The sequence below is a fragment of the Pseudomonas sp. 57B-090624 genome, assembly GCF_003234055.1.
In the GTDB taxonomy this organism is placed as follows: domain Bacteria; phylum Pseudomonadota; class Gammaproteobacteria; order Pseudomonadales; family Pseudomonadaceae; genus Metapseudomonas; species Metapseudomonas tohonis.
Map to the genome: position 1 here is coordinate 1 of NZ_QKRU01000082.1, position 22,651 is coordinate 22,651.

At 67.8% G+C, this 22,651-nt stretch carries 30 protein-coding genes; 14 read left to right on the forward strand and 16 right to left on the reverse strand.

The features are described from left to right. The first annotated feature begins 66 nt into the window (after window positions 1–66). Window positions 67–1,383 carry an MFS family transporter gene (locus DMX10_RS27460; protein WP_111264074.1) on the forward strand — a complete coding sequence of 439 codons (1,317 nt, stop codon included), beginning with the start codon at window positions 67–69 and terminating at the stop codon, window positions 1,381–1,383. A gap of 222 nt (window positions 1,384–1,605) precedes the next feature. Here DMX10_RS27460 and speE read toward each other — a convergent pair whose 3' ends face one another. Beyond that, window positions 1,606–2,466 carry a polyamine aminopropyltransferase gene (gene speE / locus DMX10_RS27465; protein WP_111264075.1) on the reverse strand — a complete coding sequence of 287 codons (861 nt, stop codon included), beginning with the start codon at window positions 2,464–2,466 and terminating at the stop codon, window positions 1,606–1,608. 169 nt (window positions 2,467–2,635) lie between these two features. Between speE and DMX10_RS27470 the strand changes: the two genes are divergently transcribed. Both DMX10_RS27470 and DMX10_RS27475 read left to right on the forward strand, forming a co-directional pair. After that, a complete protein-coding gene (locus DMX10_RS27470; RefSeq protein WP_111264076.1) occupies window positions 2,636–3,526 on the forward strand; it encodes a DNA-3-methyladenine glycosylase in 891 nt (296 codons plus the stop codon). Between the two features lie 3 nt (window positions 3,527–3,529). Next, a complete protein-coding gene (locus DMX10_RS27475) occupies window positions 3,530–4,030 on the forward strand; it encodes a methylated-DNA--[protein]-cysteine S-methyltransferase (protein ID WP_111264077.1) in 501 nt (166 codons plus the stop codon). Window positions 4,031–4,065: 35 nt separating this feature from the next. On the opposite strand, the gene DMX10_RS27480 is transcribed toward DMX10_RS27475, so the two are convergent. From DMX10_RS27480 to DMX10_RS27490, 3 genes are read right to left on the reverse strand one after another with little or no spacing between them, the layout of a single operon-like run. After that, window positions 4,066–4,620, reverse strand: coding sequence for a histidine phosphatase family protein (locus tag DMX10_RS27480; protein ID WP_111264078.1), 555 nt, complete (start codon window positions 4,618–4,620; stop codon window positions 4,066–4,068). Next, on the reverse strand, window positions 4,617–4,808 hold the full coding sequence (locus DMX10_RS27485; protein WP_111264079.1) for a PLDc N-terminal domain-containing protein: 192 nt from the start codon (window positions 4,806–4,808) through the stop codon (window positions 4,617–4,619). The genes DMX10_RS27480 and DMX10_RS27485 overlap by 4 nt, the downstream gene beginning before the upstream one ends. A gap of 51 nt (window positions 4,809–4,859) precedes the next feature. Beyond that, the gene (locus DMX10_RS27490; RefSeq protein ID WP_236206213.1) at window positions 4,860–5,057 is read right to left on the reverse strand and encodes a PLDc N-terminal domain-containing protein; all 198 of its coding nucleotides are present in this window, start codon (window positions 5,055–5,057) and stop codon (window positions 4,860–4,862) included. 131 nt (window positions 5,058–5,188) lie between these two features. On the opposite strand from DMX10_RS27490, the gene DMX10_RS27495 reads away from it, so the two are divergent. Further along, a complete protein-coding gene (locus tag DMX10_RS27495) occupies window positions 5,189–6,073 on the forward strand; it encodes an endonuclease/exonuclease/phosphatase family protein (RefSeq protein ID WP_111264080.1) in 885 nt (294 codons plus the stop codon). A 13-nt stretch (window positions 6,074–6,086) separates the two neighbouring features. On the opposite strand, the gene mtnC is transcribed toward DMX10_RS27495, so the two are convergent. The 5 genes from mtnC to aroC form a co-directional block, all read right to left on the reverse strand. Further along, entirely contained in the window at window positions 6,087–6,770 is a 684-nt protein-coding gene (gene mtnC / locus DMX10_RS27500) for an acireductone synthase (protein ID WP_111264081.1), read from the reverse strand. 145 nt (window positions 6,771–6,915) lie between these two features. Continuing rightward, entirely contained in the window at window positions 6,916–7,461 is a 546-nt protein-coding gene (locus DMX10_RS27505) for an acireductone dioxygenase (RefSeq protein ID WP_111264082.1), read from the reverse strand. Window positions 7,462–7,547: 86 nt separating this feature from the next. Next, window positions 7,548–8,162 (reverse strand): methylthioribulose 1-phosphate dehydratase, encoded by a 615-nt coding sequence (locus DMX10_RS27510; protein WP_111264083.1) that lies wholly within the window; start codon window positions 8,160–8,162, stop codon window positions 7,548–7,550. Further along, a complete protein-coding gene (locus DMX10_RS27515) occupies window positions 8,159–9,310 on the reverse strand; it encodes an MFS transporter (protein ID WP_069560487.1) in 1,152 nt (383 codons plus the stop codon). The genes DMX10_RS27510 and DMX10_RS27515 overlap by 4 nt, the downstream gene beginning before the upstream one ends. Continuing rightward, window positions 9,307–10,398, reverse strand: coding sequence for a chorismate synthase (aroC, locus tag DMX10_RS27520; RefSeq protein ID WP_069560488.1), 1,092 nt, complete (start codon window positions 10,396–10,398; stop codon window positions 9,307–9,309). The genes DMX10_RS27515 and aroC overlap by 4 nt, the downstream gene beginning before the upstream one ends. Before the next feature lie 129 nt (window positions 10,399–10,527). Here aroC and DMX10_RS27525 point away from each other — a divergent pair, with 129 nt between their 5' ends. Together DMX10_RS27525 and DMX10_RS27530 are read left to right on the forward strand one after the other, a co-directional pair. Beyond that, window positions 10,528–11,514: an alpha/beta hydrolase gene (locus DMX10_RS27525; protein WP_111264084.1), complete on the forward strand. Its 987-nt coding sequence runs from the start codon at window positions 10,528–10,530 to the stop codon at window positions 11,512–11,514. A gap of 57 nt (window positions 11,515–11,571) precedes the next feature. Further along, a complete protein-coding gene (locus DMX10_RS27530; protein ID WP_111264085.1) occupies window positions 11,572–12,351 on the forward strand; it encodes a hypothetical protein in 780 nt (259 codons plus the stop codon). Between the two features lie 170 nt (window positions 12,352–12,521). Here DMX10_RS27530 and prmB read toward each other — a convergent pair whose 3' ends face one another. Next, window positions 12,522–13,436 (reverse strand): 50S ribosomal protein L3 N(5)-glutamine methyltransferase, encoded by a 915-nt coding sequence (prmB, locus tag DMX10_RS27535; RefSeq protein ID WP_111264086.1) that lies wholly within the window; start codon window positions 13,434–13,436, stop codon window positions 12,522–12,524. A gap of 49 nt (window positions 13,437–13,485) precedes the next feature. Continuing rightward, complete coding sequence (locus tag DMX10_RS33305) at window positions 13,486–13,617, reverse strand: hypothetical protein (protein WP_256604867.1); 132 nt, start codon at window positions 13,615–13,617, stop codon at window positions 13,486–13,488. A 150-nt stretch (window positions 13,618–13,767) separates the two neighbouring features. On the opposite strand from DMX10_RS33305, the gene DMX10_RS27540 reads away from it, so the two are divergent. From DMX10_RS27540 to DMX10_RS27550, 3 genes are all read left to right on the forward strand, one after another. Next, window positions 13,768–14,364 carry a cysteine hydrolase family protein gene (locus DMX10_RS27540; RefSeq protein WP_111264087.1) on the forward strand — a complete coding sequence of 199 codons (597 nt, stop codon included), beginning with the start codon at window positions 13,768–13,770 and terminating at the stop codon, window positions 14,362–14,364. 100 nt (window positions 14,365–14,464) lie between these two features. Then, window positions 14,465–14,785 carry a hypothetical protein gene (locus tag DMX10_RS27545; RefSeq protein WP_111264088.1) on the forward strand — a complete coding sequence of 107 codons (321 nt, stop codon included), beginning with the start codon at window positions 14,465–14,467 and terminating at the stop codon, window positions 14,783–14,785. A 49-nt stretch (window positions 14,786–14,834) separates the two neighbouring features. Then, the gene (locus DMX10_RS27550) at window positions 14,835–15,392 is read left to right on the forward strand and encodes a Smr/MutS family protein (protein ID WP_111264089.1); all 558 of its coding nucleotides are present in this window, start codon (window positions 14,835–14,837) and stop codon (window positions 15,390–15,392) included. Here the strand turns inward: DMX10_RS27550 and DMX10_RS27555 are convergent, their stop codons facing one another. Beyond that, a complete protein-coding gene (locus DMX10_RS27555) occupies window positions 15,393–15,941 on the reverse strand; it encodes a carboxymuconolactone decarboxylase family protein (protein WP_111264090.1) in 549 nt (182 codons plus the stop codon). It lies immediately after the preceding gene. Window positions 15,942–16,031: 90 nt separating this feature from the next. Between DMX10_RS27555 and DMX10_RS27560 the strand changes: the two genes are divergently transcribed. The 4 genes from DMX10_RS27560 (at window position 16,032) to folE (ending at window position 18,468) form a co-directional block, all read left to right on the forward strand. After that, a complete protein-coding gene (locus DMX10_RS27560; protein ID WP_111264091.1) occupies window positions 16,032–16,373 on the forward strand; it encodes a helix-turn-helix domain-containing protein in 342 nt (113 codons plus the stop codon). 350 nt (window positions 16,374–16,723) lie between these two features. Continuing rightward, entirely contained in the window at window positions 16,724–16,933 is a 210-nt protein-coding gene (locus DMX10_RS27565; RefSeq protein ID WP_111264092.1) for a cold-shock protein, read from the forward strand. 74 nt (window positions 16,934–17,007) lie between these two features. Further along, a complete protein-coding gene (locus DMX10_RS27570; RefSeq protein ID WP_111264093.1) occupies window positions 17,008–17,670 on the forward strand; it encodes a methyltransferase in 663 nt (220 codons plus the stop codon). A gap of 237 nt (window positions 17,671–17,907) precedes the next feature. Beyond that, on the forward strand, window positions 17,908–18,468 hold the full coding sequence (gene folE, locus DMX10_RS27575) for a GTP cyclohydrolase I FolE (RefSeq protein ID WP_021222675.1): 561 nt from the start codon (window positions 17,908–17,910) through the stop codon (window positions 18,466–18,468). A 626-nt stretch (window positions 18,469–19,094) separates the two neighbouring features. Here folE and DMX10_RS27585 read toward each other — a convergent pair. The 3 genes from DMX10_RS27585 to DMX10_RS27595 form a co-directional block, all read right to left on the reverse strand. Further along, on the reverse strand, window positions 19,095–19,445 hold the full coding sequence (locus DMX10_RS27585) for a GFA family protein (RefSeq protein ID WP_111264095.1): 351 nt from the start codon (window positions 19,443–19,445) through the stop codon (window positions 19,095–19,097). Window positions 19,446–19,553: 108 nt separating this feature from the next. Beyond that, window positions 19,554–20,156, reverse strand: a complete 603-nt coding sequence (locus DMX10_RS27590; protein WP_111264096.1) for a glutathione S-transferase family protein — start codon at window positions 20,154–20,156, stop codon at window positions 19,554–19,556. Between the two features lie 14 nt (window positions 20,157–20,170). Then, window positions 20,171–21,337 (reverse strand): PLP-dependent aminotransferase family protein, encoded by a 1,167-nt coding sequence (locus tag DMX10_RS27595; protein WP_111264097.1) that lies wholly within the window; start codon window positions 21,335–21,337, stop codon window positions 20,171–20,173. Window positions 21,338–21,419: 82 nt separating this feature from the next. Between DMX10_RS27595 and DMX10_RS27600 the strand changes: the two genes are divergently transcribed. Beyond that, window positions 21,420–21,878 (forward strand): MarR family winged helix-turn-helix transcriptional regulator, encoded by a 459-nt coding sequence (locus DMX10_RS27600; RefSeq protein WP_111264098.1) that lies wholly within the window; start codon window positions 21,420–21,422, stop codon window positions 21,876–21,878. On the opposite strand, the gene DMX10_RS27605 is transcribed toward DMX10_RS27600, so the two are convergent. Continuing rightward, a complete protein-coding gene (locus DMX10_RS27605) occupies window positions 21,879–22,511 on the reverse strand; it encodes a hypothetical protein (RefSeq protein WP_111264099.1) in 633 nt (210 codons plus the stop codon). Window positions 22,512–22,651 lie beyond the last annotated feature (140 nt).

Sequence of the window (22,651 nt, forward strand, 5' to 3'; positions counted from 1 at the left end):
GGCCCGGCCCGCCCCCCCGTTCGAGGGCGCGGGCCGCAACTCCTTCCAGAACGAGTGCCACGCCCCATGAGCAGTACGACCGAACACCTCGATAGCCCCCATCCGCACTACAGCTTCGAAGAACGCCGCAAACGCGTGTTCGCGATAGTCGGCGCCTCCTCCGGCAACCTGGTGGAGTGGTTCGACTTCTACGTCTACGCCTTCTGCTCCATCTACTTCGCCCCGGCCTTCTTCCCCTCCGACGACCCGACGGTGCAGTTGCTGAACACCGCCGGCGTGTTCGCCGCCGGCTTCCTCATGCGTCCCATCGGCGGCTGGCTGTTCGGTCGCATCGCCGACAGGTACGGGCGCAAGCGCTCGATGATGATCTCGGTGCTGATGATGTGCGCCGGTTCCCTGGCCATCGCCTGCATGCCCACCTATGCCGCCATCGGTGCCCTGGCGCCGGCGCTGCTGCTGGTGGCGCGGCTGTTCCAGGGGCTGTCGGTGGGCGGTGAGTACGGCACCACGGCCACCTACATGAGCGAGGTGGCGCTGAAGGGCCAGCGCGGCTTCTTCGCCTCCTTCCAGTACGTGACCCTGATCGGCGGGCAGCTGTTGGCAGTGCTGGTGGTGGTGATCCTGCAGCAGTTGCTGAGCGAGGACGAGCTGCGAGCCTGGGGCTGGCGCATCCCCTTCGTGATCGGCGCGGCGACGGCGGTGATCGCCTTCTACCTGCGCCGCTCGCTGAACGAGACCGCCCGCCAGGACCAGTTGCACAGCGAGGAATCCGGCAGCCTGGGCCACCTGTTCCGCCACCACAAGCGCGCCTTCGTCACCGTGCTCGGCTACACCGCCGGCGGCTCGCTGATCTTCTACACCTTCACCACCTACATGCAGAAATACCTGGTCAACAGCGCCGGCATGACCACCAAGACCGCCAGTGCCGTGATGACCTGCGCGCTGTTCGTCTACATGCTCATGCAGCCGCTGTTCGGCGCCCTCTCCGACCGCATCGGCCGGCGCACCTCGATGCTCTGGTTCGGCGCCCTCGGTGCGCTGTGCACCTGGCCCATCCTCACCGCGCTCAAGGGCGTGCAAAGCCCCTACATCGCCTTCGCGCTGATCATCCTAGCCCTGGCCATCGTCAGCCTGTACACCTCCATCAGCGGCCTGGTGAAGGCCGAGATGTTCCCGCCGGAAGTCCGCGCCCTGGGCGTTGGCCTGGCCTATGCGGTGGCCAACGCCGTCTTCGGCGGCTCGGCGGAATACGCGGCGCTGGGGCTGAAGTCCATCGGCATGGAGGAGACCTTCTACGGGTACGTCTCGGCCATGATGGTGGTGGCCTTCCTCTTCAGCCTGCGGCTGCCGAAGCAGGCGAGCTACCTGCATCACGATCTGTAGGGGCGACTTCGGTCGCCCAGCAGCCCGCAGGGCTGCCCCGCCCACATCAGGGCAACGCCGTTGCCCGTGGGCGAATGAATTGGCCCCTACGGGTTTTATGCCGCCACGGTGTCCTTCGCGAGCCCATTTCGCGGTTGAAACCGCTCCCACAGGGAGGGTCTTTCGGCCCATCGGACGGGCACAAAAAAGGCCCCTCGCGGGGCCTTTTGCGTGGAACTGGACTCAGTCGTTGCTCGGCTTGCCGATGGCCTGCAGCACGTACTGCGGCAGGGCGAAGGCGCCGAGGTGGATCTCGGGGTTGTAGTAGCGGGTGACGATGCCGCTGCCGGCGAAGCGCTGGCGCAGGGTTTCCAGGGAGACCTTGCGCGACGCGGGGTCGGTGGCGCCCCAGGCGAAGGTCATGGCACCGCCGATGTAGGTGGGTACGGCCGCCTGGTAGAAGTGCCAGTCGGCGAACAGGCCGTTCATGCGGCCGGCGGTGGTCTGCACCTCGCCCAGTTGCATGAAGGGCGTGCCGTTCTGGGTGACCAGGATGCCGCCTTCGTTCAGGCAGCGGCGGCAGGCCTGGTAGAAGTTCTCGGAGAACAGCACTTCGCCCGGCCCGATCGGGTCGGTGGAGTCGGAGATGATCACGTCGAACTTCTCCTCGGTGCTGGCGACGAAGCGCATGCCGTCGTCGATCACCAGGTTCAGTCGCGGGTCGTCATAGGCGCCCCTGGAGTGGTTGGGCAGGAACTCCTTGCACATCTCCACCACCGTGCCGTCGATCTCGACCATGGTGATGCTCTCGACGCTCTTGTGCTTGCGCACCTCGCGCAGCATGCCGCCGTCGCCACCGCCGATGATCAGCACGCGCCGCGCGGCGCCGTGGGCGAGGATGGGCACGTGGGTGAGCATCTCGTGATAGATGAACTCGTCCGCCTCGGTGGTCTGGATCACGCCGTCCAGGGCCATGACGCGGCCCATGCGCGGGTTCTCGAAGATCACCAGGTGCTGGTGCTCGGTGCGCACTTCGTGGAGCAGCTTGTCCATGCGAAAACGCTGGCCGTAGCCTTCGTAGAGAGTTTCCTGGTAGTCGCTCATGAGGGGTCTCCCGTGATGGCTGCAGGTGGGTGGGCGGCTGGCCCGGGCCCGTCCGAAGAAAAGGCGCGCATTCTACGATGGCCCGGGTTTCAGGTCGAACCGCGAAGCGGGGGAATTCGATGATCAGTTTCCGAGAGACAGCCGTCACGACCGACGGTATCGTCGCGCCATGAACGCATCCCTCCCCGCCGCCACCGGCCTGCACCTGCCCTACATCGAACCCTGGAGCTGGGAGCAGTTCGTGCGCCACTTCGCCCTGCGCCGCCTGCCCGGCGTCGAGCGCATCGACGCCGCCAGCTACTGCCGCAGCTTCCGCCTCGGCGAGCTGCACGGCTGGTTTCGCGTGCGCCCCGGTGCCGGGCACCTCGCCCTGGAGCTGAGCCCCTCGTGCCTCGGCCGTGAAGCGGAGCTGGTGGCGCGGGTGCGGCAGATGTTCGACCTCGACAGCGACCCCCTGGCCATCGCCCGGCACCTGTGCGGCGACCCGCAGTTGCAACCCCTGCTGGAACGCTACCCCGGCCTGCGCCTGCCGGTGGCGTTCGACCCCTTCGAGCAGGGCGTGCGCACCATCATCGGCCAGCAGGTGACGGTGAAGGCGGCGGTGACCATCGCCGGGCGCCTGGTGGAGCGCCTTGGCGAGCCCCTGGCGGATTCCCCCGGCGACGGTCCGCTGCGCCTGTTCCCCACCGCCCGCGCCATCGCCGACGACGCGCTGCCCGGCATCGGCATGCCCGGCAAGCGGGTGGAGACGCTGCGCCGCTTCGCCGACGCGGTGGCTTCCGGTGCCCTGGAACTCTCGGTGGCCGAGGGCGTCGAAGCGCTCATCGCGCGTCTCTGCGCCCTGCCCGGCATCGGCCCCTGGACCGCCGAATACATCGCCCTGCGTGCCTTCGGCCAGCCGGATGCCTTCCCCACCGCCGACCTGGGCCTGCTCAAGTCGCCGTTCTGGGGCGATGCGGGCATCAGCGCCAAGGCCCTGGCCAGCCGCGCCGAACACTGGCGGCCCTGGCGCGCCTACGCCGCCGTGTACCTCTGGCACAGCTACGCATCGGAGAATTGATCCATGTACTTCCGCTATCAGGACAGCCCCATAGGCCCGCTGCTGCTGGCCGGCGACGAGGCCGGGCTGCGCCTGCTGCACATGGAGACCGAACGGCCCACGGAGCTGGACCCGCTCTGGCACCCGGCCACCCGCCAGCTCGATGCGGCCTGCCGCCAGCTGGACGAATACTTCGCCGGCAAGCGCAAGCGCTTCGACCTGCAACTGGCGCCCCAGGGCACCGAGTTCCAGCGCGCCGCCTGGCAGGCACTGCTGGAGATCCCCTATGGCCAGACCATCAGCTACGCCACCCAGGCGATGCGCATCGGCCGGCCCAAGGCGGTGCGCGCCATCGGCCTGGCCAACGGCGCCAACCCCATCGCGGTGATCATCCCCTGCCACCGGGTCATCGGCCGCGACGGCAGCCTGACCGGGTTCGGCGGAGGGCTGGAGCGCAAGGCCATCCTCTTGCGCCTGGAAGGCGCGGCGATGCAGCCGGTGCAGGATCAGCTGCAGCTCATCTGAGCCCCGTTTCGCTCCAGCGCCGGGAGCGCCAGGGCCTAGCGCGGCGCGGGCACCCGTGCCAGCACCCGCGCCGGCTCGGTGATGGGCAGCGCGACGATCAGGGCTTCATCCGGCGCCGCCGGGACTCCGGTCAGGGCCGTCATGTTCACCCCGTGGGTCACCAGTACCAGCGGCAGGCCGCGCGGCAGCGCGTTGATGGCCTGGCGCATGCGCTGCATGACGGCGGTATCCCCTTCGAAGTAGTCCAGCTCGGGCATCGGCTGCGAGGCGCCCATGCCCATTTCCAGGGCGGTGTCCTGGGTGCGGCACCAGCGCCCGGTGAAGATGCGCGGCCCCTCGATCCAGTGGCTGCGCAACAGCTGGCCCCACTGCTGGGCCTGGTAGCGTCCGCCACCGTCGAGGTTGCGCTGGGTGGTGCAGTCGCCAAGGCGGAAGGTGTCGGGGTCGCCCGCTCCCGGCGCGGTGGCGTGGTGCATGAGGAACACCGCCTGGCCACTGCGCAGCGCGGCCCAGGCGGCATCCTCGTAGGCGTGGGCCGGCAGCGCCAGGCAGGCCCAGAGCAGCAGCCAGGCGCCACGGCGGAGGCTCATATCCTCACATCGCCACGGGGGCCGGCGATGGCCCAGATGATCAGGCCGATAACCGGCAGCAGCACGATCAGCAGGATCCACAGCACCTTCATGCCGATCTCGGCGTTGCTCTTGATGACGTTGAGGATGGCCCAGATGTCGAGTGCGAGGATGATCAGCCCGGCCAGGCTGTTGAGGATCGAACCCATGGCGTTGCTCCTTGTTGCGGGGGTTGTGAGTGCAGGATAGGTGAGGCTGGATCAACGGTGCTGGCGACGCGGTCCCATCCAGGCCCAGTTGAACAGCCCGAGCAGCGGGAACAGCAGCAACAATGCGGTCCAGAGGACCTTCTGCTCGCGCCGCGCGCCGCTGCCCAGCACGTTGAACAGGGCCCAGGCGGTGAGCAGCAGGTACAGCGTGCCCAGCGTGGCGTAGAGGGTCATCGCGTGTTGGCTCATGGCGGGCTCCGGCAGGGTGGCTCTCCAGTGTTAGGACACGGGCACCGGCCAGGGTTCCCGTCGCCGATCACACGCGAGGCACGGCGGATGGCCTACAATTCGCGCCTTTCCCGAGAATTCAGGACGCACGCGTGCTCAAGGCCTTGCGCTTTCATCTCAATCAGCTCGCCTGGCTGGCCCTGGTCACCCTGGTGCTTGGCCAGTTCGGCCGCCTGCACTGGGGCCTGGAGCTGCTCAGCCACTTCGTGCCGATCCAGGCCGTGGTGATGCTGCTCGGGGCCGCCGTGCAGCCGCGCAATGCCTCATCGTTGCTGTTCGCGCTCTGTGGGCTGGGCGCCCTGGGCTGGGCCCTGACCCCCTTGCCCGCCGAGCCCCTGGCGACGGATGCGCCCACGCGGCGCTTCCTCGCCTTCAACCTGAAGCTGGACAACGCGGATGCCGCCGCCGATGCCCGCTGGCTGGCGGAACAGAAGGCGGACCTGATCTTCGTCAGCGAGGCCACGCCCACCTGGTCGGAGCAACTGACCGCGCTGCGCCCATTCGAGGCCTGCGCCCGCTACAGCGATTCGCCCTTCGGCCTGGCGCTGTTCTCGCGCCTGCCACTGAAAAGCTGCCAGGTGCTGGAGCTCACCGGCCCTGCTGCCGGCTACCCCTACCTGCGCGCGGAGCTGGAGGACGGCACGGTGCTCTACGGCGTGCACCCGCCGCCGCCGCTGGGCACGCAACTGGCGCTGGCGCGTGACGAGTCGCTGCGGCAGCTGGCCGAGCGCGTGGCTTCCGAAGGGCCGGACGTGGTCGTGCTGGGGGACTTCAACAGCACGGCCTATTCACCGCGCCTGCAGGACTTCCTCGCCACCGCCGGGCTGCGCCTGACCAGCCCGCGCATCCGCCCCACCTGGTGGCCGGGCATGCTCGGGCTGGATCACATCCTGGTGCGCGGCGAGCGGCCGGTACGCGCGGTGGGCACCCTGCCCTGGCGCGGCTCGGATCACCGCGCGGTGTGGCTGGACCAGTAGGCCCCGGGGCGGCTCAGGCGCGCGCCGGGTCGATCACGGCGAAGCTGGCCACGGTGGGATGGCCGGCGAGCTCACCGCCTTCGCGGGCCAGGCCGATGGTGGGCATGCCGGCCTGCTGCGCGGCGTCCAGCTCCTGCACCACGTCGGAGAGGAAGAGGATGTCCTCGGCTGGGCGCCCGATGGCCTCGGCGATGCGTGCATAGGAGGCCGCCTCGCGCTTGGGTCCGGAGGTGGTGTCGAAATAGCCGGAGAACAGCGGCGTCAGGTCGCCCGCCTCGGAGCAGCCGAAGATCAGCTTCTGTGCCTGGATCGAGCCGGAGGAATAGACATAGAGGTCGTAACCGTCCTGCTTCCAGCGCTTCAGCGCATCCACCGCGTCCGGATAGACGTGGCCCTTGAGCTGGCCGGCGGCATAGCCCTGCTCCCAGACCATCCCCTGCAGCGCCTTCAATGGCGTGGCCTTGCGGTCTTCGGCGATCCAGCCGAGGAGGATCTCCACCACCCGTTGCACATCGGCGCCCGCCTCGCCGCTCTCTGCGCGCACCGCCTGCAGCTGCTCGGCGACATCCGCCCGCTCGGCGTGGGCCAGGACGAACTCCGGCAGGTGGCGGGCGGCATAGGGGAAGAGCACGTCGAAGACGAAGCTGACGGCGCTGGTGGTGCCTTCGATGTCGGTGAGGATGGCTTTGATGGGCATGCAGGCTCCGAAGTTTCGATGTTCAGTGAACCCCACCCTTTCAGGTGCCCCACAGGCAGAGGCGATCAGGCCGCGGCTCTGGGCGTCGGGGCGAACGCAGGGTGGGCGTAGGGTGGGCTTCAGCCCACCGATGGGGTTTGCACGCTCAATCCTCCAACCGCGGGAACCGGCTGGCGATCTCCTCGCCGGTGAACTGCGCCACCCAGCCCTCGGGGTTGTTGAACAGGCGGATGGCGACGAAGTGCGGCTCCTCGCCCATGTCGAACCAGTGGCGGGTGCCGGCGGGCACCGAGATCAGGTCGTTCTTCTCGCACAGCACGGCGTAGACGTAGTCGTCGATGTGCAGGGTGAACAGGCCGCGCCCGGCGACGAAGAAGCGTACTTCGTCCTCGGCGTGGCGGTGCTCGTCGAGGAACTTGGCACGCAGCTCGGCCTTCTGCGGGTGGTCGCGGTCGAGGCTGACCACGTCCACCGTCACGTAGCCGCGCTCCTGCATCAGGGCGTCGATCTGCGGGCGGTAGGCGGCGATCACTTCCTCCTGGGACGCGCCGGCGGTGATCGGCGCACTGGCCTGCCAGCGCTCGAAACGCACGCCGACATCGGCGAGGGTGCTGGCGATGTCGTCGACATGGGTCAGCATCTTGTTCGGAACCTCGGGGCTGGACTCGTGGTAGACGGTAAGGCTGCTCATCGGGGCTGCTCCTGGCGCCGCGCTCCCGCTCTGGGGCGGGTCGGGCGGACGCTCGATCGGTCATGCATCTTCGGTGGAAGGAAGCGTCAGGGTTTGTGGAGGGCGCGAACCTTCAGCTCGCACTCGAACAGGAACTCGAAGGCTTCGACCTGGCGCAGCGCGTCGCTCATGCGCGGGCCCCAGGTGTAGAGGCCGTGGCCACGGATCAGGTAGCCGACGCAGTCGGGGTGTGCGTCCAGCCAGGGCTGCACCTTGGCCGCCAGGCGGGCGATGTCCTGGTCGTTGTCGAAGATCGGCACCAGCACTTGCGACTCGTGGGTGGAGACGCCGCTGAAGGCCTTCTGCAGTTCGTAGTCGGCGAACACCAGCGAGTCGGCCAGGGTCAGGCGCGAGAGCACCGTGGCATTGACCGAATGGGTGTGCAGCACGGCGCCGATCTCCGGCTTCCAGCGGTACAGCTGGGTGTGCAGCAGGGTCTCGGCGGAAGGCTTCTTGCCGGGCTCCTGGCTGATGCCGTCGAGGTCGGTGGCCAGCACGTCGTCCTCGCCGAGCTGGCCCTTGTGCTTGCCGGAGACGGTCAGCAGCGCCTGGTCGGCCGACAGTCGCGCCGAGTAGTTGCTGCTGGTGGCCGGGGACCAGCCGCGACCATAGAGGAAGCGGCCGGCCTCGATGATTTCACGGGTGAGTGTTTGGCGGTTCATGCCCGCTCCTCTTTCAATTGAGTGGCAATGATAACGGCAGCGGCCATGGCGGCCAGGCTGGCGATGACGAAGGTCCAGGAGGCGCCCAGGCTGTTCCAGCTGTAACCGGAGTACAGGGCCCCGAGCGCGCCGCCGGTGCCGGCGAGGGCTGCGTAGAGCGCCTGGCCCTGGCCTTGCTGCTGCGGGCCGAACTGGCGTTGCACGAAATGGATGGCCGCCGCATGGAAGCTGCCGAAGGTCGCCGCATGGAGCACCTGGGCGAACAGCAGCACCGCGAGGTTGTCGGCGAGATGCCCCAGCAGCAGCCAGCGCAACGCGGCGAGCAGGAAGCTCGCGGCCAGCACCTGGCGAACCGGGAAGCGCGAGAGGATGCGCGCCATCGCCAGGAACATCAAGACCTCCGCCACCACGCCCAGCGCCCACAGCTGGCCGATGAAGCCGCGCGGGTAGCCGAGGCTTTCCAGGTAGATGGTCTGGAAGGTGTAGTACGGGCCGTGGGACAGCTGCATCAACCCCACGCACAGGTAGAACGCCAGCACCCCGGGTTGCCGCAGCTGGTCGAGGAAGCCGCCGCTGGCGCCCCCCTCCCGGGCCACTGGCGTGGCATTGGGCACCCACCAGCTGCTGAGCACGATGCCGGCCATGATGACCACCAGCGCCACCGGGTAGACGTCCAGGCTGAACACCTCGAACGCCTTGCCCAGGCCGACCACGGTGAGGATGAAGCCGATCGAGCCCCACAGGCGGATCTGGCTGTAGCGCGCCGCCTGCTCCTTGAGGTGCGCCAGGGTGATCACTTCGAACTGCGGCAGCACCGCATGCCAGAAGAAGGCGTGCAGGGCCATGATCATCGCCAGCCAGGCGTAGCTCTTGTCGACGAAGATCAGCGCGAAGGTGCACAGGGTGCAGAGCGCGCCCAGCCGCACGATGGCCAGGCGCCGGCCGCTGCGGTCGCCCAGCCAGCCCCAGAGGTTGGGTGCCACGCAGCGCATCAGCATGGGGATGGCCACCAGCTCGCCGATGCGCGCGGCGGAGAAGCCCAGGTGGGCGAAGTAGAGCCCGAGGAAGGGCGCCGTGGCGCCCAGCAGGGCGAAGTAGAACAGGTAGAAGCCGGACAGCCGCCAGTACGGCAGCGCGCCGCCGGTCACAGCTGGCCGAGCACCGGGGTGCTGACGCGCACATCGGCGTTCTGCCCGCGATGGCGCAGCAGGTGGTCCATCAGCACGATGGCCATCATGGCTTCGGCGATGGGCGTGGCACGGATGCCGACGCAGGGGTCGTGGCGGCCCTTGGTGATCACGTCCACCGGGTTGCCGTCGACGTCGATGGAGCGGCCCGGCGTGGTGATGCTGGAGGTGGGCTTGAGCGCCAGGTGGGCGACGATCGGCTGGCCCGAGGAAATGCCGCCGAGGATGCCGCCGGCGTTGTTGCTGAGGAAGCCTTCCGGGGTCAGCTCGTCGCGGTGCTCGGTGCCACGCTGGGCGACGCACGCGAAGCCGGCGCCGATCTCCACGCCCTTCACCGCGTTGATGCTCATCAGCGCGTGGGCCAGTTCCGCGTCCAGGCGATCGAAGATCGGCTCGCCCAGGCCCGGCGGCACGCCTTCGGCGACGACGGTGATCTTGGCGCCGACGGAATCCTGGTCACGGCGCAGCTGGTCCATGTAGGCCTCCAGCTCCGGCACCTTGTCCGGGTCGGGGCTGAAGAAGGCGTTCTGCTCCACCGAGTCCCAGGTCTTGAAGGGGATCTCGATGGGGCCGAGCTGGCTCATGTAGCCACGGATGCGGATGCCCTGCCCGGCCAGCCACTTCTTGGCGATGGCGCCGGCGGCGACGCGCATGGCGGTCTCGCGCGCCGAGGAACGGCCGCCGCCACGGTAGTCGCGGACGCCGTACTTGTGGTGGTAGGTGTAGTCGGCGTGGGCCGGGCGGAACAGGTCCTTGATCGCCGAGTAGTCCTTGGACTTCTGGTCGGTGTTGCGGATCAGCAGGCCGATGGAGCAGCCGGTGGTGCGGCCTTCGAAGACGCCGGAGAGGATTTCCACCTCGTCGGCTTCCTGGCGCTGGGTGGTGTGGCGGCTGGTGCCCGGCTTGCGGCGGTCGAGGTCACGCTGCAGGTCCTCCAGGGAAAGCTCCAGCCCGGGCGGGCAGCCGTCGACGATGGCGACCAGCGCCGGGCCGTGGCTTTCGCCAGCCGTGGTGACGGTGAACAGCTTGCCGTAGGTGTTGCCGGACATGCACAGTGCTCCGCTGAAATGGGCCTCGAAGAAAGGCCGAGGAGTATACCTGCGGCGCCCGGCCAGTTCACCCACGAACCTTGCGCCGGCGCCGGCGTCAAAGCCACGTCGCCGTACCCGGAACCCTTCATGCCACGCTTCCTCCCCTTGCTTGCCCTCCTCTTCCTGGCCTTCACCGGTAGCGCCCTGGCCAGCCCCTGGACCGTCCTGCAGCGCCCCATCGAGCTGGAGACCGCCAGCGGCACCCTGCACGGCACCCTGCTGCGGCCCAAGAGCGAGGCGCCGGTGCCGGTGGCGCTGCTGCTGGCCGGCTCCGGCCCTACGGACCGCAACGGCAACAACCCCATGGGCGGGCGCAACGACAGCCTGAAGAAGCTCGCCGAGCTGCTGGCACGCAACGGCATCGCCAGCGTGCGCTACGACAAGCGCGGCATCGCCGCGAGCCGGGCCGCCGGCCCCGACGAGCGGCAACTGAGCGTCGACCTCTATGTGGCCGATGCGGTGGCCTGGGGCCGCACGCTGAAGGCCGACCCGCGCTTCTCGCGCCTGGTGCTGATCGGCCACAGCGAGGGCGCGCTGATCGCCAGCCTGGCCGCGCCAGATGCCGGCGCCGATGCGCTGGTCTCCATCGCCGGCAGCGCCCGCCCCATCGACCAGGTGCTGCAGGAGCAACTGCAACGGCGCCTGCCGTCCCCACTGCTGGCACGCAGCAACGAAATCCTCGCCAGCCTCAGGGCCGGGCATCAGGTGCCGGGCGTGCCCAAGCCGTTGCTGGTGCTCTACCGCCCCAGCGTGCAGCCCTACCTCATCTCGCTCTTCGCCAAGGACCCGGCCGCCGCCTTCGCCGCCGTGCGGGTGCCGGCGCTGATCGTCCAGGGCACCCACGACAGCCAGGTGGAGGTGGCTGACGCCCGTGCCCTGCAGGCGATCCGCCCGGATGCCGAGCTGGCGATAATCCCGGGCATGGACCACGTCCTGCGCATCACCCCGGCGGATGCCCGCGACCCGCTCGCCACCTATAATTCCCCCGGCCTGCCCCTGGCCCGCGAGCTCGGCGAACGCCTGATCGCCTTCATCGAACGCCTGCCCTCCAGCGACGGGAAAAGCGGCCGATAAGGGTCAGGTCAGCGCGCCGCCACTGGGCCGCTGCACTCCGCCACAGGATTGTGCTCGATGACCGACAGCGAAACCGAACAGCAGCAAACCACCGAACCGACGCCGCAGCCGCACCCCTGGGCCGACCTGCCGCCGGAGCGTTTCCAGCTGCTGCGCCTGGCGCCCCTGCCCACCGATCGCCAGACCGGTGCGCGGCCGCTGCGTTTCGTCCAGCTCGGCGAGGTGGAGCGCCACAGCACCGACCAGAGCGTGTTGCACCTGAGCCTGCACCTGCCCGGGCAGCGCGTGCGCAAGGAGCAGAACCTGTTCGAGGTCTGGGCCGACCACCGCCTGAAGGAAGTGCGCTTCGGCGCCGACAGCGGCCTTCAGCTGGAGCCGCAGAACCGCGGCCTCGGCCGCTTCCTGCTGGCACGCGGCATCGGCTGGGCGCGGCGTCACTGGCCGCACTACAAGGTCGAGGGCGGTGCCCTGGCAGCCAAGGACGCCGTGGCCGAAGAATTCCGCCTGCGCCGCGACCACTTCCTCAAGGCACAGGGCTTCGAAGTCGCCTACCTCGATGCGCTGCAGTTGAAGGCCGAGTACCGCGCCGGTCGCGTCAGCGAGCTGCACGAGGACTGGAACCGGGAGAAGGTGCAGGTCGTCGACATGCTCGACGCCGCCGCCATGCTCCAGCAGGCCGACCACAACCTGCACCAGCAGGAGATCGAGATCCGCAAGCTGCAGGAGCGGGTCGACGCCTTCCAGCGCGAAGACAGCGGCCTGCGCTTCACCATCGCCTGCCTGGTGGTGTTCGCGGTGTTCCAGGCGGGGCTGCTGATCTGGATCGCCACGCATTGAGCCTGCGCGCGCCCCACACGCGCCACGGGAGGCAATGCCCCTAGGTCGGGTGCACCCCGACAGGGCCGTTGCCTCTCTTGCACGGGTTCCACCCGCCCAGGCCCCCCAAGATGCCCAGGCATGAAAAAGCCCGTCGCCTGGCGGGGACGGGCTTCGGGGCTTGGCGTTGTTCAGCCGTTCAGGCGCGAGCGGAACAGCGCCTGGTGCTCCCGGCACTGGCTGGCACTGAGCAGGAACACGCCGTGGCCGCCGTGGCTGAACTCCAGCCAGGTGAAGTCCACTTCCGGATACAGCGCCTCGACATGCACCTGGCTGTTACCGACCTCGACGATCAGCGTGCCGCGCTCGGTGAGGTGGTCGGCGGCCTCGGCCAGCATGCGGCGCACCAGGTCCAGCCCGTCGTCGCCGCAGGCCAGGCCCATGGCCGGCTCGTGCTGGAACTCCTCGGGCATGTCGGCGAAATCCTCGGCGTCCACATAGGGCGGGTTGGACAGGATCAGGTCGAAGCGCTGCCCCGGAAGGCCATCGAAGCCATCGCCCTGGACGGTGAAGACGCGGTCTTCCAGGTCATGCCGCTCGATGTTCAGGTTGGCCACTTCCAGCGCGTCGAAGGACAGGTCGGCCAGCACCACCTCGGCATCCGGGAAGGCGTGGGCAACGGCGATGCCGATGCAGCCGGAGCCGGTGCACAGGTCCAGGATGCGGGCAGGGTCCGCGGCCAGCCAGGGCTCGAAGCCCTGCTGGATCAGTTCGGCGATGGGCGAGCGCGGCACCAGCACACGCTCGTCCACCACGAAAGGCATGCCGCAGAACCAGGCCTCGCCCAGCAGGTAGGCCACCGGCACGCGCTCGAGGATGCGGCGGCGCAACAGCGCCTGGACGTGGGCACGCTCGTCGTCTTCCAGGCGGCAGTCGAGGTAACTGTCGGCCACCTCGTAGGGCAGGTGCAGGGCGCCGAGTACCAACTGGCGCGCCTCGTCCCAGGCGTTGTCAGTGCCATGACCGAAGAACAGGTTTTCCGCATGGAAACGGCTGACCGCCCAGCGGATGTGATCGCGCAGGGTGCGCAAGCGGGATTCGGACACGAAGGACGACCTCAGACAAGAACGGACAGGCGATTCTACACCCGTCGGCTCATGGCCGGCGACGCGGCGGCTGCCCGATGTCCTCGCGCCGTTCACGACGCAGTTCGCGCATCACCGCGATGGCCACGGCCAGGGCGAAGAGCAACCAGAAATAAGCGGGGACTTCAGAGAAATCGGGCATGGGCAGCTCCTTCTGCGGGGGACTTCGCATCCTGCGAAACGCGTCGATGGTGCACGGCCGTACCGGGATCGACAAGTAGGATGCGCGACATGGTTCACTTATCGCGCCGCTCGGCGGACAATGGGCGGCACAGCCGTACCGGAGATCCGCATGTCCGCCCCCAAATCCATGTTCCAACTGAGTGGCCGTGGTTACCCACCCGCCAGCCTGAACAACGCCACCCTGGTGATCATCGACGCGCAGGAGGAGTACCGCAGCGGCGTCCTCGCCCTGCCCGGCCTGGACGCCGCGCTCGAGGAGATCGCCACCCTGCTGGCGGCCGCCCGCGCCATCGGCAGCGCCGTGGTCCACGTCAAACACCTGGGGGTGCCCGGCGGCCTGCTCGACCCTCAGGGCGAACGCGGTCAGCACCTCCCCGAAGTCGCCCCGCTGCCGGGCGAGATCGTGGTCGAGAAGCGCCTGCCCAATGCCTTCGCCGGCACCGAACTGCATGACCGCCTGCAGGACATCGGCCATCTGGACCTCGTCGTCTGCGGCTTCATGACCCATTCCAGCGTCAGCACCACTGTGCGCGCCGCCAAGGACTACGGCTACCGTTGCACCCTGGTCGCCGCCGCCTGCGCCACCCGCGACCTGCCCACCACCGACGGCGGCGTGATCAGCGCCGAAGACATGCACCGCGTCGAAGTCATCGCCCTCGCCGACAACTTCGCCAGCGTGGTGCCCCACGCACGCGCCCTGGCCTGAACCTGAGCGCTGAACATCTCGCGACATCCAATCGGGCGCATGACCGGAACCACGCCGACATACGCCGGTCATACGCCCGATTGCAACAGAGGACGTCCGGATGAAGTTATCCGATGGTTTCGATGCCCGCCGCCTGCGCCCCCGTGGCCCGGGCAGCTGGCGCTGGCGCTTCGCCGCGGCCCTGGCCGCCCTGATCGCCAGCTTCGGCATCCTGCTGGCCATGGCCGGCACCGCCACCCTGCTCGGTCGCCCGCCGGCCCTCGGTACGCTCAATGACAGCACCGGTTCCGCCGTGGTGCTCCTGGTCATCGGCCTGGTGTTCCTCTGGCTCGGCGTCGCCGGTTGGCGCATCGCCCGCCGCCGCTCCCGCCGTCGCAACGACCTGAGCCTCTCTCCCGGGCTGATGAAGAAGCGCGACTGACGCCCGCCCCCCTCTGTTGGTTAAACTAGGCCTCCTTCGTGGAGGCCCTATGCAAGACGACGACTTTTCCCTGTTCACCAACGAGATGCGCGGCGTGAAGCGCATCCAGAACGACCGTGCGGAAACCGGCAAGCCGAAGGCCGACCGCAAACAGGTCGCCAGCCTGCGCCAGAATGCGACCCAGATAACCGAATCGACCAAGGTGGACGGCCTCTCCGACCTGTTCGTCATCGACGTCGGCGCCGAGGACGAACTGCACTGGGCCCGCGACGGCGTGCAGGAAGGCCAGATGCGCAAGCTCAAGCTCGGCCAGATCGGCTTCGAAGGCAGCCTCGACCTGCACGGCATGACCGTCGAGAAAGCCCGCGAAACCCTCTGGGACTTCCTCGCCGAAGCGGCGAAGTTCGAGATCCGCTGCGTGCGCATCACCCATGGCAAGGCCGCGCGCCTGGACGGCAAGCGCCCGCTGATCAAGAGCCACGTCAACACCTGGCTGCGCCAGCACCCGCAAGTGCTCGGCTTCACCTCCTGCCTGCCGCGCCACGGTGGCACCGGCGCGCTCTACGTGATGCTGCGCCGCACCATGCTCGAAGGCCGCGACGAGTAGTCAGCGCGGGAAGCGCGGCACGCCCGCCTCCCGCTCCACGCCGGTGCCGTTCACCACGAACGACACCGCGTGGTAGAAGCCGACCAGCGTCAGGCACTCGATCAGTTGCGCGTCGCTGAAGTACGTGGCCAGCCGCCGCCACAGCCCCTCCTCTACCCGCGCCGAGCGGTTCAGGCCATCGGCCAGTTCCATCAGCGCCAGTTCGGCCGCGCTCCACAGTGACGGCTCAGGCCGTTCGCTGCAGCTGTCCGCCACCTGCTCCGCGCTGAACCCCGCGCGCTCGGCGAAGAAGGCCACGTGAACGCCCCATTCGTATTCGGCGCCGCACCGGGCGGTGGTGCGCAGGATCAATACCTCGCGCTCACGCAGGCTGATGCTGCCGGGGTCGAGCAGGCCTCCCGCGATCAAGCGCTGCAACACGCGGGGGTTGTGCGCCATGCTGCGGAACAGCTTCAGCGGCGGCACGCCGGGCGGCATCACCTTGTCGAAGGCGGCCTGCACCGCCGGGTCATAGGGGGCTTCGAGGGGCTGGATACGCGCAGTGCTCATGGCCGAATCTCCTGTCGGGCTGTTACGCTACGCAAAACGTAGCAGCAAAGCCTTTTGCCTGCTACTAAAAAAGAAGCAAGGAGCAAGATCATGACCCTCCCCCTCCCCGGCAAGCCCGTCCGTGGCTCCGCCACCGGCCGGCCCATCATGGCCCTGCTGGACCTGCTCGGCCGCCGCTGGAGCCTGCGTATCCTCTGGGAACTGCGCCAGGGCCCGGCTACTTTCCGCGAACTCCAGGCGCGCTGCGAAGGCCTCTCGCCCTCGGTGCTCAATACCCGCATGGGCGAACTGCGCCAGGCGCTGCTGATCGACACGGGGGATGCCGGCTATCGGCTCAGCGAGGACGGCGAGGAACTGGTCCGCCGCTGCCTGCCCCTTGCCGAGTGGGCTGAAACCTGGGCCGAACGCCTGCCACCGCCCTCGGACGCATGAGCTGCCGGCGGCCCGGCGACGGGCGGCGATGGCGCGTGGCGGGAGCCTCACTATCCTCTGGAAGCCCTGCTGAGGGCTGCAGTAGGGCCGCCATCGGTCCCCCCATATTCAGCTGATGGCGGCCTTTTCTTCCCTACCGGACGCCCCTGACGGCGCACCGACAAAAATAAACCTGGGTTATTCCCACATTAGGAGTATGGTGTGCGCACTGGATGCAACGTGTCATTGCGATTTCTGACCTGATGTAACGATTTCCATCTTTTCATCTCCTCGGCTTCCTTCGCTTTCGCCCTCAGTCTCGACCCGGATGTCCCGGCGTCGATGCCATTACATTTCCCTGGAGATACATCATGTCCAATCGTCAATCCGGCACCGTCAAATGGTTCAACGATGAAAAAGGCTTCGGCTTCATCACCCCCCAGGAAGGCCCGGACCTCTTCGTTCACTACCGCTCCATCGAAAGCGCCGGCTTCAAGTCGCTCGCCGAAGGCCAGCAGGTGAGCTACCTGGTCGCCAAAGGCCCGAAAGGCCTGCAGGCCGAGCAAGTCCAGGTGGTCTGACCCCCGCCTCCAAAGAAGCCCCGGGTTTCCGGGGCTTTTTTTTGCCTTCTCTTTTTCCAGCGCTGAGGAGCGACATGCCAGGCTATCTGATCAAGACCAGCACCTTCCGCGTGGGCGGCCGGGACTTCCACATGCAATCGCTGCTGGACGCCGAGCAATTCCATGACCCATTGGGCGAGGCTGCCGGCCTGGGCATCACCGCAGACACCTGGGCCCTGTTCGGCCAGGTCTGGCCGGCAGGCGAAGCGCTGGCCCAGACGATGGCGACCCGCGACCTCACCGGCCTGCGCGTGCTGGAAGTCGGCGCCGGGCTCTGCCTGGCCAGCCTGGTGGGCCACCAGCGCGGCGGCGACATGACCGCCAGCGACATCCACCCGCTGATCCCCACCTTCCTCGCCGAGAACGCCCGCCTCAACGGCCTGCCGCCGATGCGCTACGAGACCTGCGACTGGAGCGGCACCGAGGCGTTCGGCGAGTTCGACCTGATCATCGGCAGCGACCTGCTCTATGACCATGACAACCAGGCCGACCTGGCCGACTTCATCGACCGCCACTCCGCGAGCTCCGTGGAAGTGCTGCTGGTCGATCCGGATCGCCAGGGCCAGCAGACCTTCCACGACGAGATGGCCGAGCTCGGCTACGGCATGAACGTCAGCCACGCCGACTGCATGCTGGCCAACGGCGAGCGCTTCAAGGGCTCCTACCTGCACTTCAGCCGGGGCGCCGTCGCCGCCTGAGCCCCCGCATGGCGCATACGGATACCCGGGCGCAACGGCGCGCGCAGTACAATGGCCGCTTCACCGACGCGACCCGAAGCGTCATGGCGGGTATGATGCCCACCTCTATCGCCAGCAACCCGGCCATAGCGTGCAGAAGCTGTCCCGAGCCCACCGAGATGGGCACGCGGTGCGGCCCCCGGGCACCGGGAGGCCCACGACGGGCACGCTGATATTTCACTAGCCCCTGGAAGCCCCATGGAATCTAGCAATCAGAAACTCGAGCAACACTACACTGCGATCCTCGGCCAGCTCGGCGAGGACGTCTCCCGCGAAGGCCTGCTGGATACCCCCAAGCGCGCCGCCAAGGCCATGCAGTACCTCTGCCGTGGCTATGAGCAGACCCTGGAGGAAGTCACCAACGGTGCGCTGTTCAGCTCCGACAACAGCGAAATGGTGCTGGTGAAGGACATCGAGCTGTACTCCCTGTGCGAGCACCACCTGCTGCCCTTCATCGGCAAGGCCCACGTCGCCTACCTGCCGAGCGGCAAGGTGCTGGGCCTGTCCAAGGTCGCGCGCATCGTCGACATGTTCGCCCGCCGCCTGCAGATCCAGGAGAACCTCAGCCGCCAGATCGCCGAGGCCGTGCAGCAGGTCACCGGCGCCGCCGGCGTCGCCGTGGTCATCGAGGCCCAGCACATGTGCATGATGATGCGCGGCGTGGAGAAGCAGAACTCCTCCATGGTCACCTCGGTGATGCTCGGCGAATTCCGCCAGAACGCCGCGACCCGCAGCGAGTTTCTCAGCCTGATCCGCTGATTCGCGCGCCCATGAAAAAACCGGCCTCGGCCGGTTTTTTCGTTTATCGGGTTTCAGGATTCGAGGTGGGCTCTTCTCGCGAATGAACTGGCTCTGTCTGCGTTAAGGGTTGCTAGCAGATTTGGAGCCCGGTTGATTGCCGAGTCTTGCTGATGGTTTCTGTTTCGCCTTGCCGGGCGAGTTCTTTCTTCAGTCGTCGGAATGCCGCCCACAAGAAAGAAACCAAAGAGGCTTGCCCCTGCATACGGGTCTGGCTCCGCCAGACTCCCCTCGCTCCAACATCGATGCCCAATGCTCCGCTGATGTGCGCATCACCACTGGGGGCGCGCCGCGGCTGGCGGCTTTCGTAGGAGGGTGTAGAGCGAAGCGAAACCCATGCGGCGGGTGCTCCAGGAATCCAGAATCGTCCTGAAAGCGCCGCTCTTGAGGCTTTTCATTGAATCCACAAAGCTAACGCAGACAGAGCCAGTGAACTCCCCCCACAAGACCGGCGGCGAGGCACCGCCGGGCGACTGGAGTCGCCCCTGCAGGTGCATCCCGCATGACCGCTGCGTAGGGTGGAGGTCGCTCTTCATCTCCGTCGGGCGGAGTCGAATGCAGCACATCGTTTTGCCTGACCAAGCGAGCTAGAAGCTCCGTCCATCCACCTTCACCACCTTCAGGGTGTCGGGATCGACCCCTTCCAGGCAGCGCACGTTCACCGCCGCCATGGCATTGCCCTTGGGATCGGCCGCCTCGCCAAAGGGCGCACAGCCGCAGTGGGCGCAGAAGTGATGGGCGATGTGCATGCGATTGAAGCGGTAGGTGGACAGGTCCGCATCCGGTGTCGACAGCGTCAGTTGCGCCCGTGGCACGAACCACAGCAAGTAGCCGCGCTTGCTGCACAACGAGCAATTGCACTCCATCACCTCGGCCAGCGGACTGCCGTCCACCTCGAACGCAATCCGGCCGCAGTGGCAGCCACCCTTGTATTTCATGGACGTCTCCCTGCCTGGCCCGTCGCGAGCCGATGTCGCCACGTTAGACCAGCGAAAGCAGGCGCGCCACGTGACGCGGCAGGGCCCTGCATGCCCTGCCGGCCGGGTTCAGCCCAGCATGCCCACGTGCCTGGGATGGCTGGCCACGCGCTCCATCCAGGCCAGCACGGCCGGGAAGCGCGAGAGGTCGAAACCGCCGTCTTCCGCCACATGGGTGTAGGCGTAGAGAGCGATGTCGGCGATGGAGTACTGCTCGCCCACCAGGTACGGCGTGCGCGACAGCTGCTGCTCCATCACCTTGAGCGCCTTGTAGCCACGCACCAGGCAGGTGCGGTACTCCTCCTCGCGCTCGGCGGGCATGCTCTGGTACAGCTTGATGAAGCGCGCCACCGCCACATAGGGCTCGTGGCTGTACTGCTCGAAGAACTGCCACTGCAGCACCTGGGTGCGCAGGCGCGGCTCGCTGGGCAGCAGGTCGCTACCCTCGGCGAGGAAGTTGAGGATGGCGTTGGACTCCCACAGCGTGGTGCCGTCTTCCAGTTCCAGCACCGGGATCTTGCCGTTGGGGTTCAGCGCCAGGAAGGCTTCGCTCTGGGTCTCGCCCTTGAGGATGTCGACCGGCACCCACTGGTAGGGCTTGCCGAGCAGGGTGAGTATCAGCTTGACCTTGTAGCAGTTGCCGGAGATGTAATCGCCGTGGACCTTGTACATGTCGTGCTCCTGGATCAGGCGGCCTCGGCGGCCAGTGCGTGACGGATGACCCCGGCGAGGCGCTGCAGGCCTTCGCCCAGGCGCTCGGGCGCCACATGGCTGAAGTTGAGGCGCAGGTAGCCGGGGTGCTGGTCCGGGTCGATGAAGAAGGGCTCGCCCGGCATGAAGGCGACATTCTGCTCCAGCGCCGGCTTCAGCAGGGTACGGGTGTCCAGCGGCTGCTTCAGCGCCAGCCAGAAGAACAGCCCGCCCTGGGGCACCTGCCAGGTGGCGAGGTCGGCGAAGTGCTCCTCCAGCGCCGCCTGCATGGCGTCGCGGCGCTGGCGGTAGAAGCCGCGCAGCTCGGCCAGGTGCTCGCGGTACTGCTCGGTGCCCAGCCACTGCAGGGCCTGCCACTGGCCGATGCGGTTGGTGTGCAGGTCGGCCGACTGCTTCAGGCGCAGCAGGTAGGGGAACAGGTCCGGGCTGGCGATCAAAAAGCCCACGCGCAGGCCCGGCAGCAGGGTCTTGGAAACCGTGCCGGTGTAGATCCAGCTGGCCTTCTTCAGGCGGCTGACGATGGGGGTGGCGGTGCCTTCGTCGAACACCAGCTCACGATAGGGCTCGTCTTCGATCAGGGTCACGCCGAACTCGTCCAGCAGCGCTGCCACGGCGTCGCGCTTGGCTTCGCTGTAACGCACGGCCGAGGGGTTCTGGAAGGTCGGGATCAGGTAGGCGAAGGCCGGCTTGTGCTGCTCCAGGCGCTGGCGCAGGGAGGCCAGCTCGGGGCCGTCGGCCTCCTGGGCGACGGCGATGCAGTCGGCGCCGAACAGCTGGAAGGCCTGCAGGGCGGCCAGGTAGGTCGGCGCCTCCAGCAGCACCTCGGTGCCCGGGTCGATGAACAGCTTGGAGGCCAGGTCCAGCGTCTGCTGGGAGCCGCTGACGATCAGCACCTGGCTGGCGTCGCACTGCACGCCCAGCTTCTGCGCCTCGGCGGCGATGGCCTCGCGCAGCGCCGGTTCACCCTCGCTCATGCCGTACTGGCCCATGCTCACCGGCATCTGTGCCCACTCCACCTTCGGCAGCATCGGCTCGGCCGGCAGGCCCCCGGCGAAGGACATGACTTCCGGGCGCTGCGCCGCGGCGAGGATTTCACGGATCAAGGAGCTTTTCAGGCGGGCGATGCGTTCGGAGAAGGCCATGGGTTGTCACCGGGTGCGAAGGCGGGAAAATTAAGTCAAACTGCTTGACCGAAATTACGATGCCCGGGATGGATACGTCAATATGCTTGACCTTAAAAACCCAGCCGTCCAGCACGCCGCCATGGAAGCCTTCTTCTTCGGCTACCAGGCCTTCACCAGCAAGCCCGACGAAATGCTCGCCCGTCGCGGCCTGTCGCGGGTGCACCACCGCATCCTGTTCTTCATCGCCAAGTACCCGGGCCTGAGCGTGAAGGAGATGCTCGGCTATCTGGGCGTCAGCAAGCAGGCGCTGAACACGCCGCTGCGCCAGTTGATGGAGATGGACCTGGTGCAGAGCAGCACCGCCGACGACGACAAGCGCAAGCGCCAGCTGGGCCTGACCGCCGACGGTTCGAAACTGGAGAAGAGCCTGCGCCGCGAACAGGCGCGCCTGCTGGAGCGCGCCTTCAGCGAGGCCGGGGCGGACGCCGTGGACGGCTGGCTGAAGGTCAACCAGGCATTGTCCAGCGCCCGTCCGGGCGAGAGCGAGGAAGCGGCCTGATCAGGCGCGCCCGGTCATGTCCCGCGCGCCCTGGAAGAACACCAGGGCCATGGCGACGGAAGAGGCCAGCAGCGGCAGCAGTGCGACCATCACCAGCAGCACGGTCGCCATCATCACCCCGCCCACCAGCAGCAGCCAGGCCATCACCCGGAACACCGGGTAGACGTTCTGCACCTTGAGCAGGCGCACCGCCAGCCAGACGGTGACCGCGCCGTAACCGACCATCAGCGCCAGGTACGAGCCCAGCTCCCAGCCCAGCTTCGCCAGGGCCTGGTCGTCCACCAGCATCAGCATCGCCTGGGTCACCACCCCCGCCAGGATCACCAGCCAGGTCGGCCAGGCCAGGCCGCCGGCGGCGAAACGCGCCTCGGCGAAGCCCTTCAGGCGCAGGCTCAGGTAGCTGCCCAACAGCATCACTGCGAGCCCCAGCCAGTCGGCGACCCGCGACGCACTTTCCAGCCCGACGAAATCCCCCAGGAAAATGAACGCCAGCAACACCACCGAGCCCAGCGCCGAGATCAGGCACAGCCAACCCAGCAGGTTGAGCAGCCCCGGGCTCCAGTCCGGCAGTTCACGGGGCGCCTGGGCGTCGACCAGGTCGGTCTGCGGGGCGGCGTAGGGATTCTCGTCCATGGCGTGGGGCTCCTCGGAAAACTGAAAACCGGAACAGTAGTGGCTCTTCCCGCACTCGTCACGCGACTGTATCGCTTTTTGCGCGCTTCGCTGTACGGGGCGCGGCAACGCGCCACGCCGTAGGCTTCCAGCATTCCAAA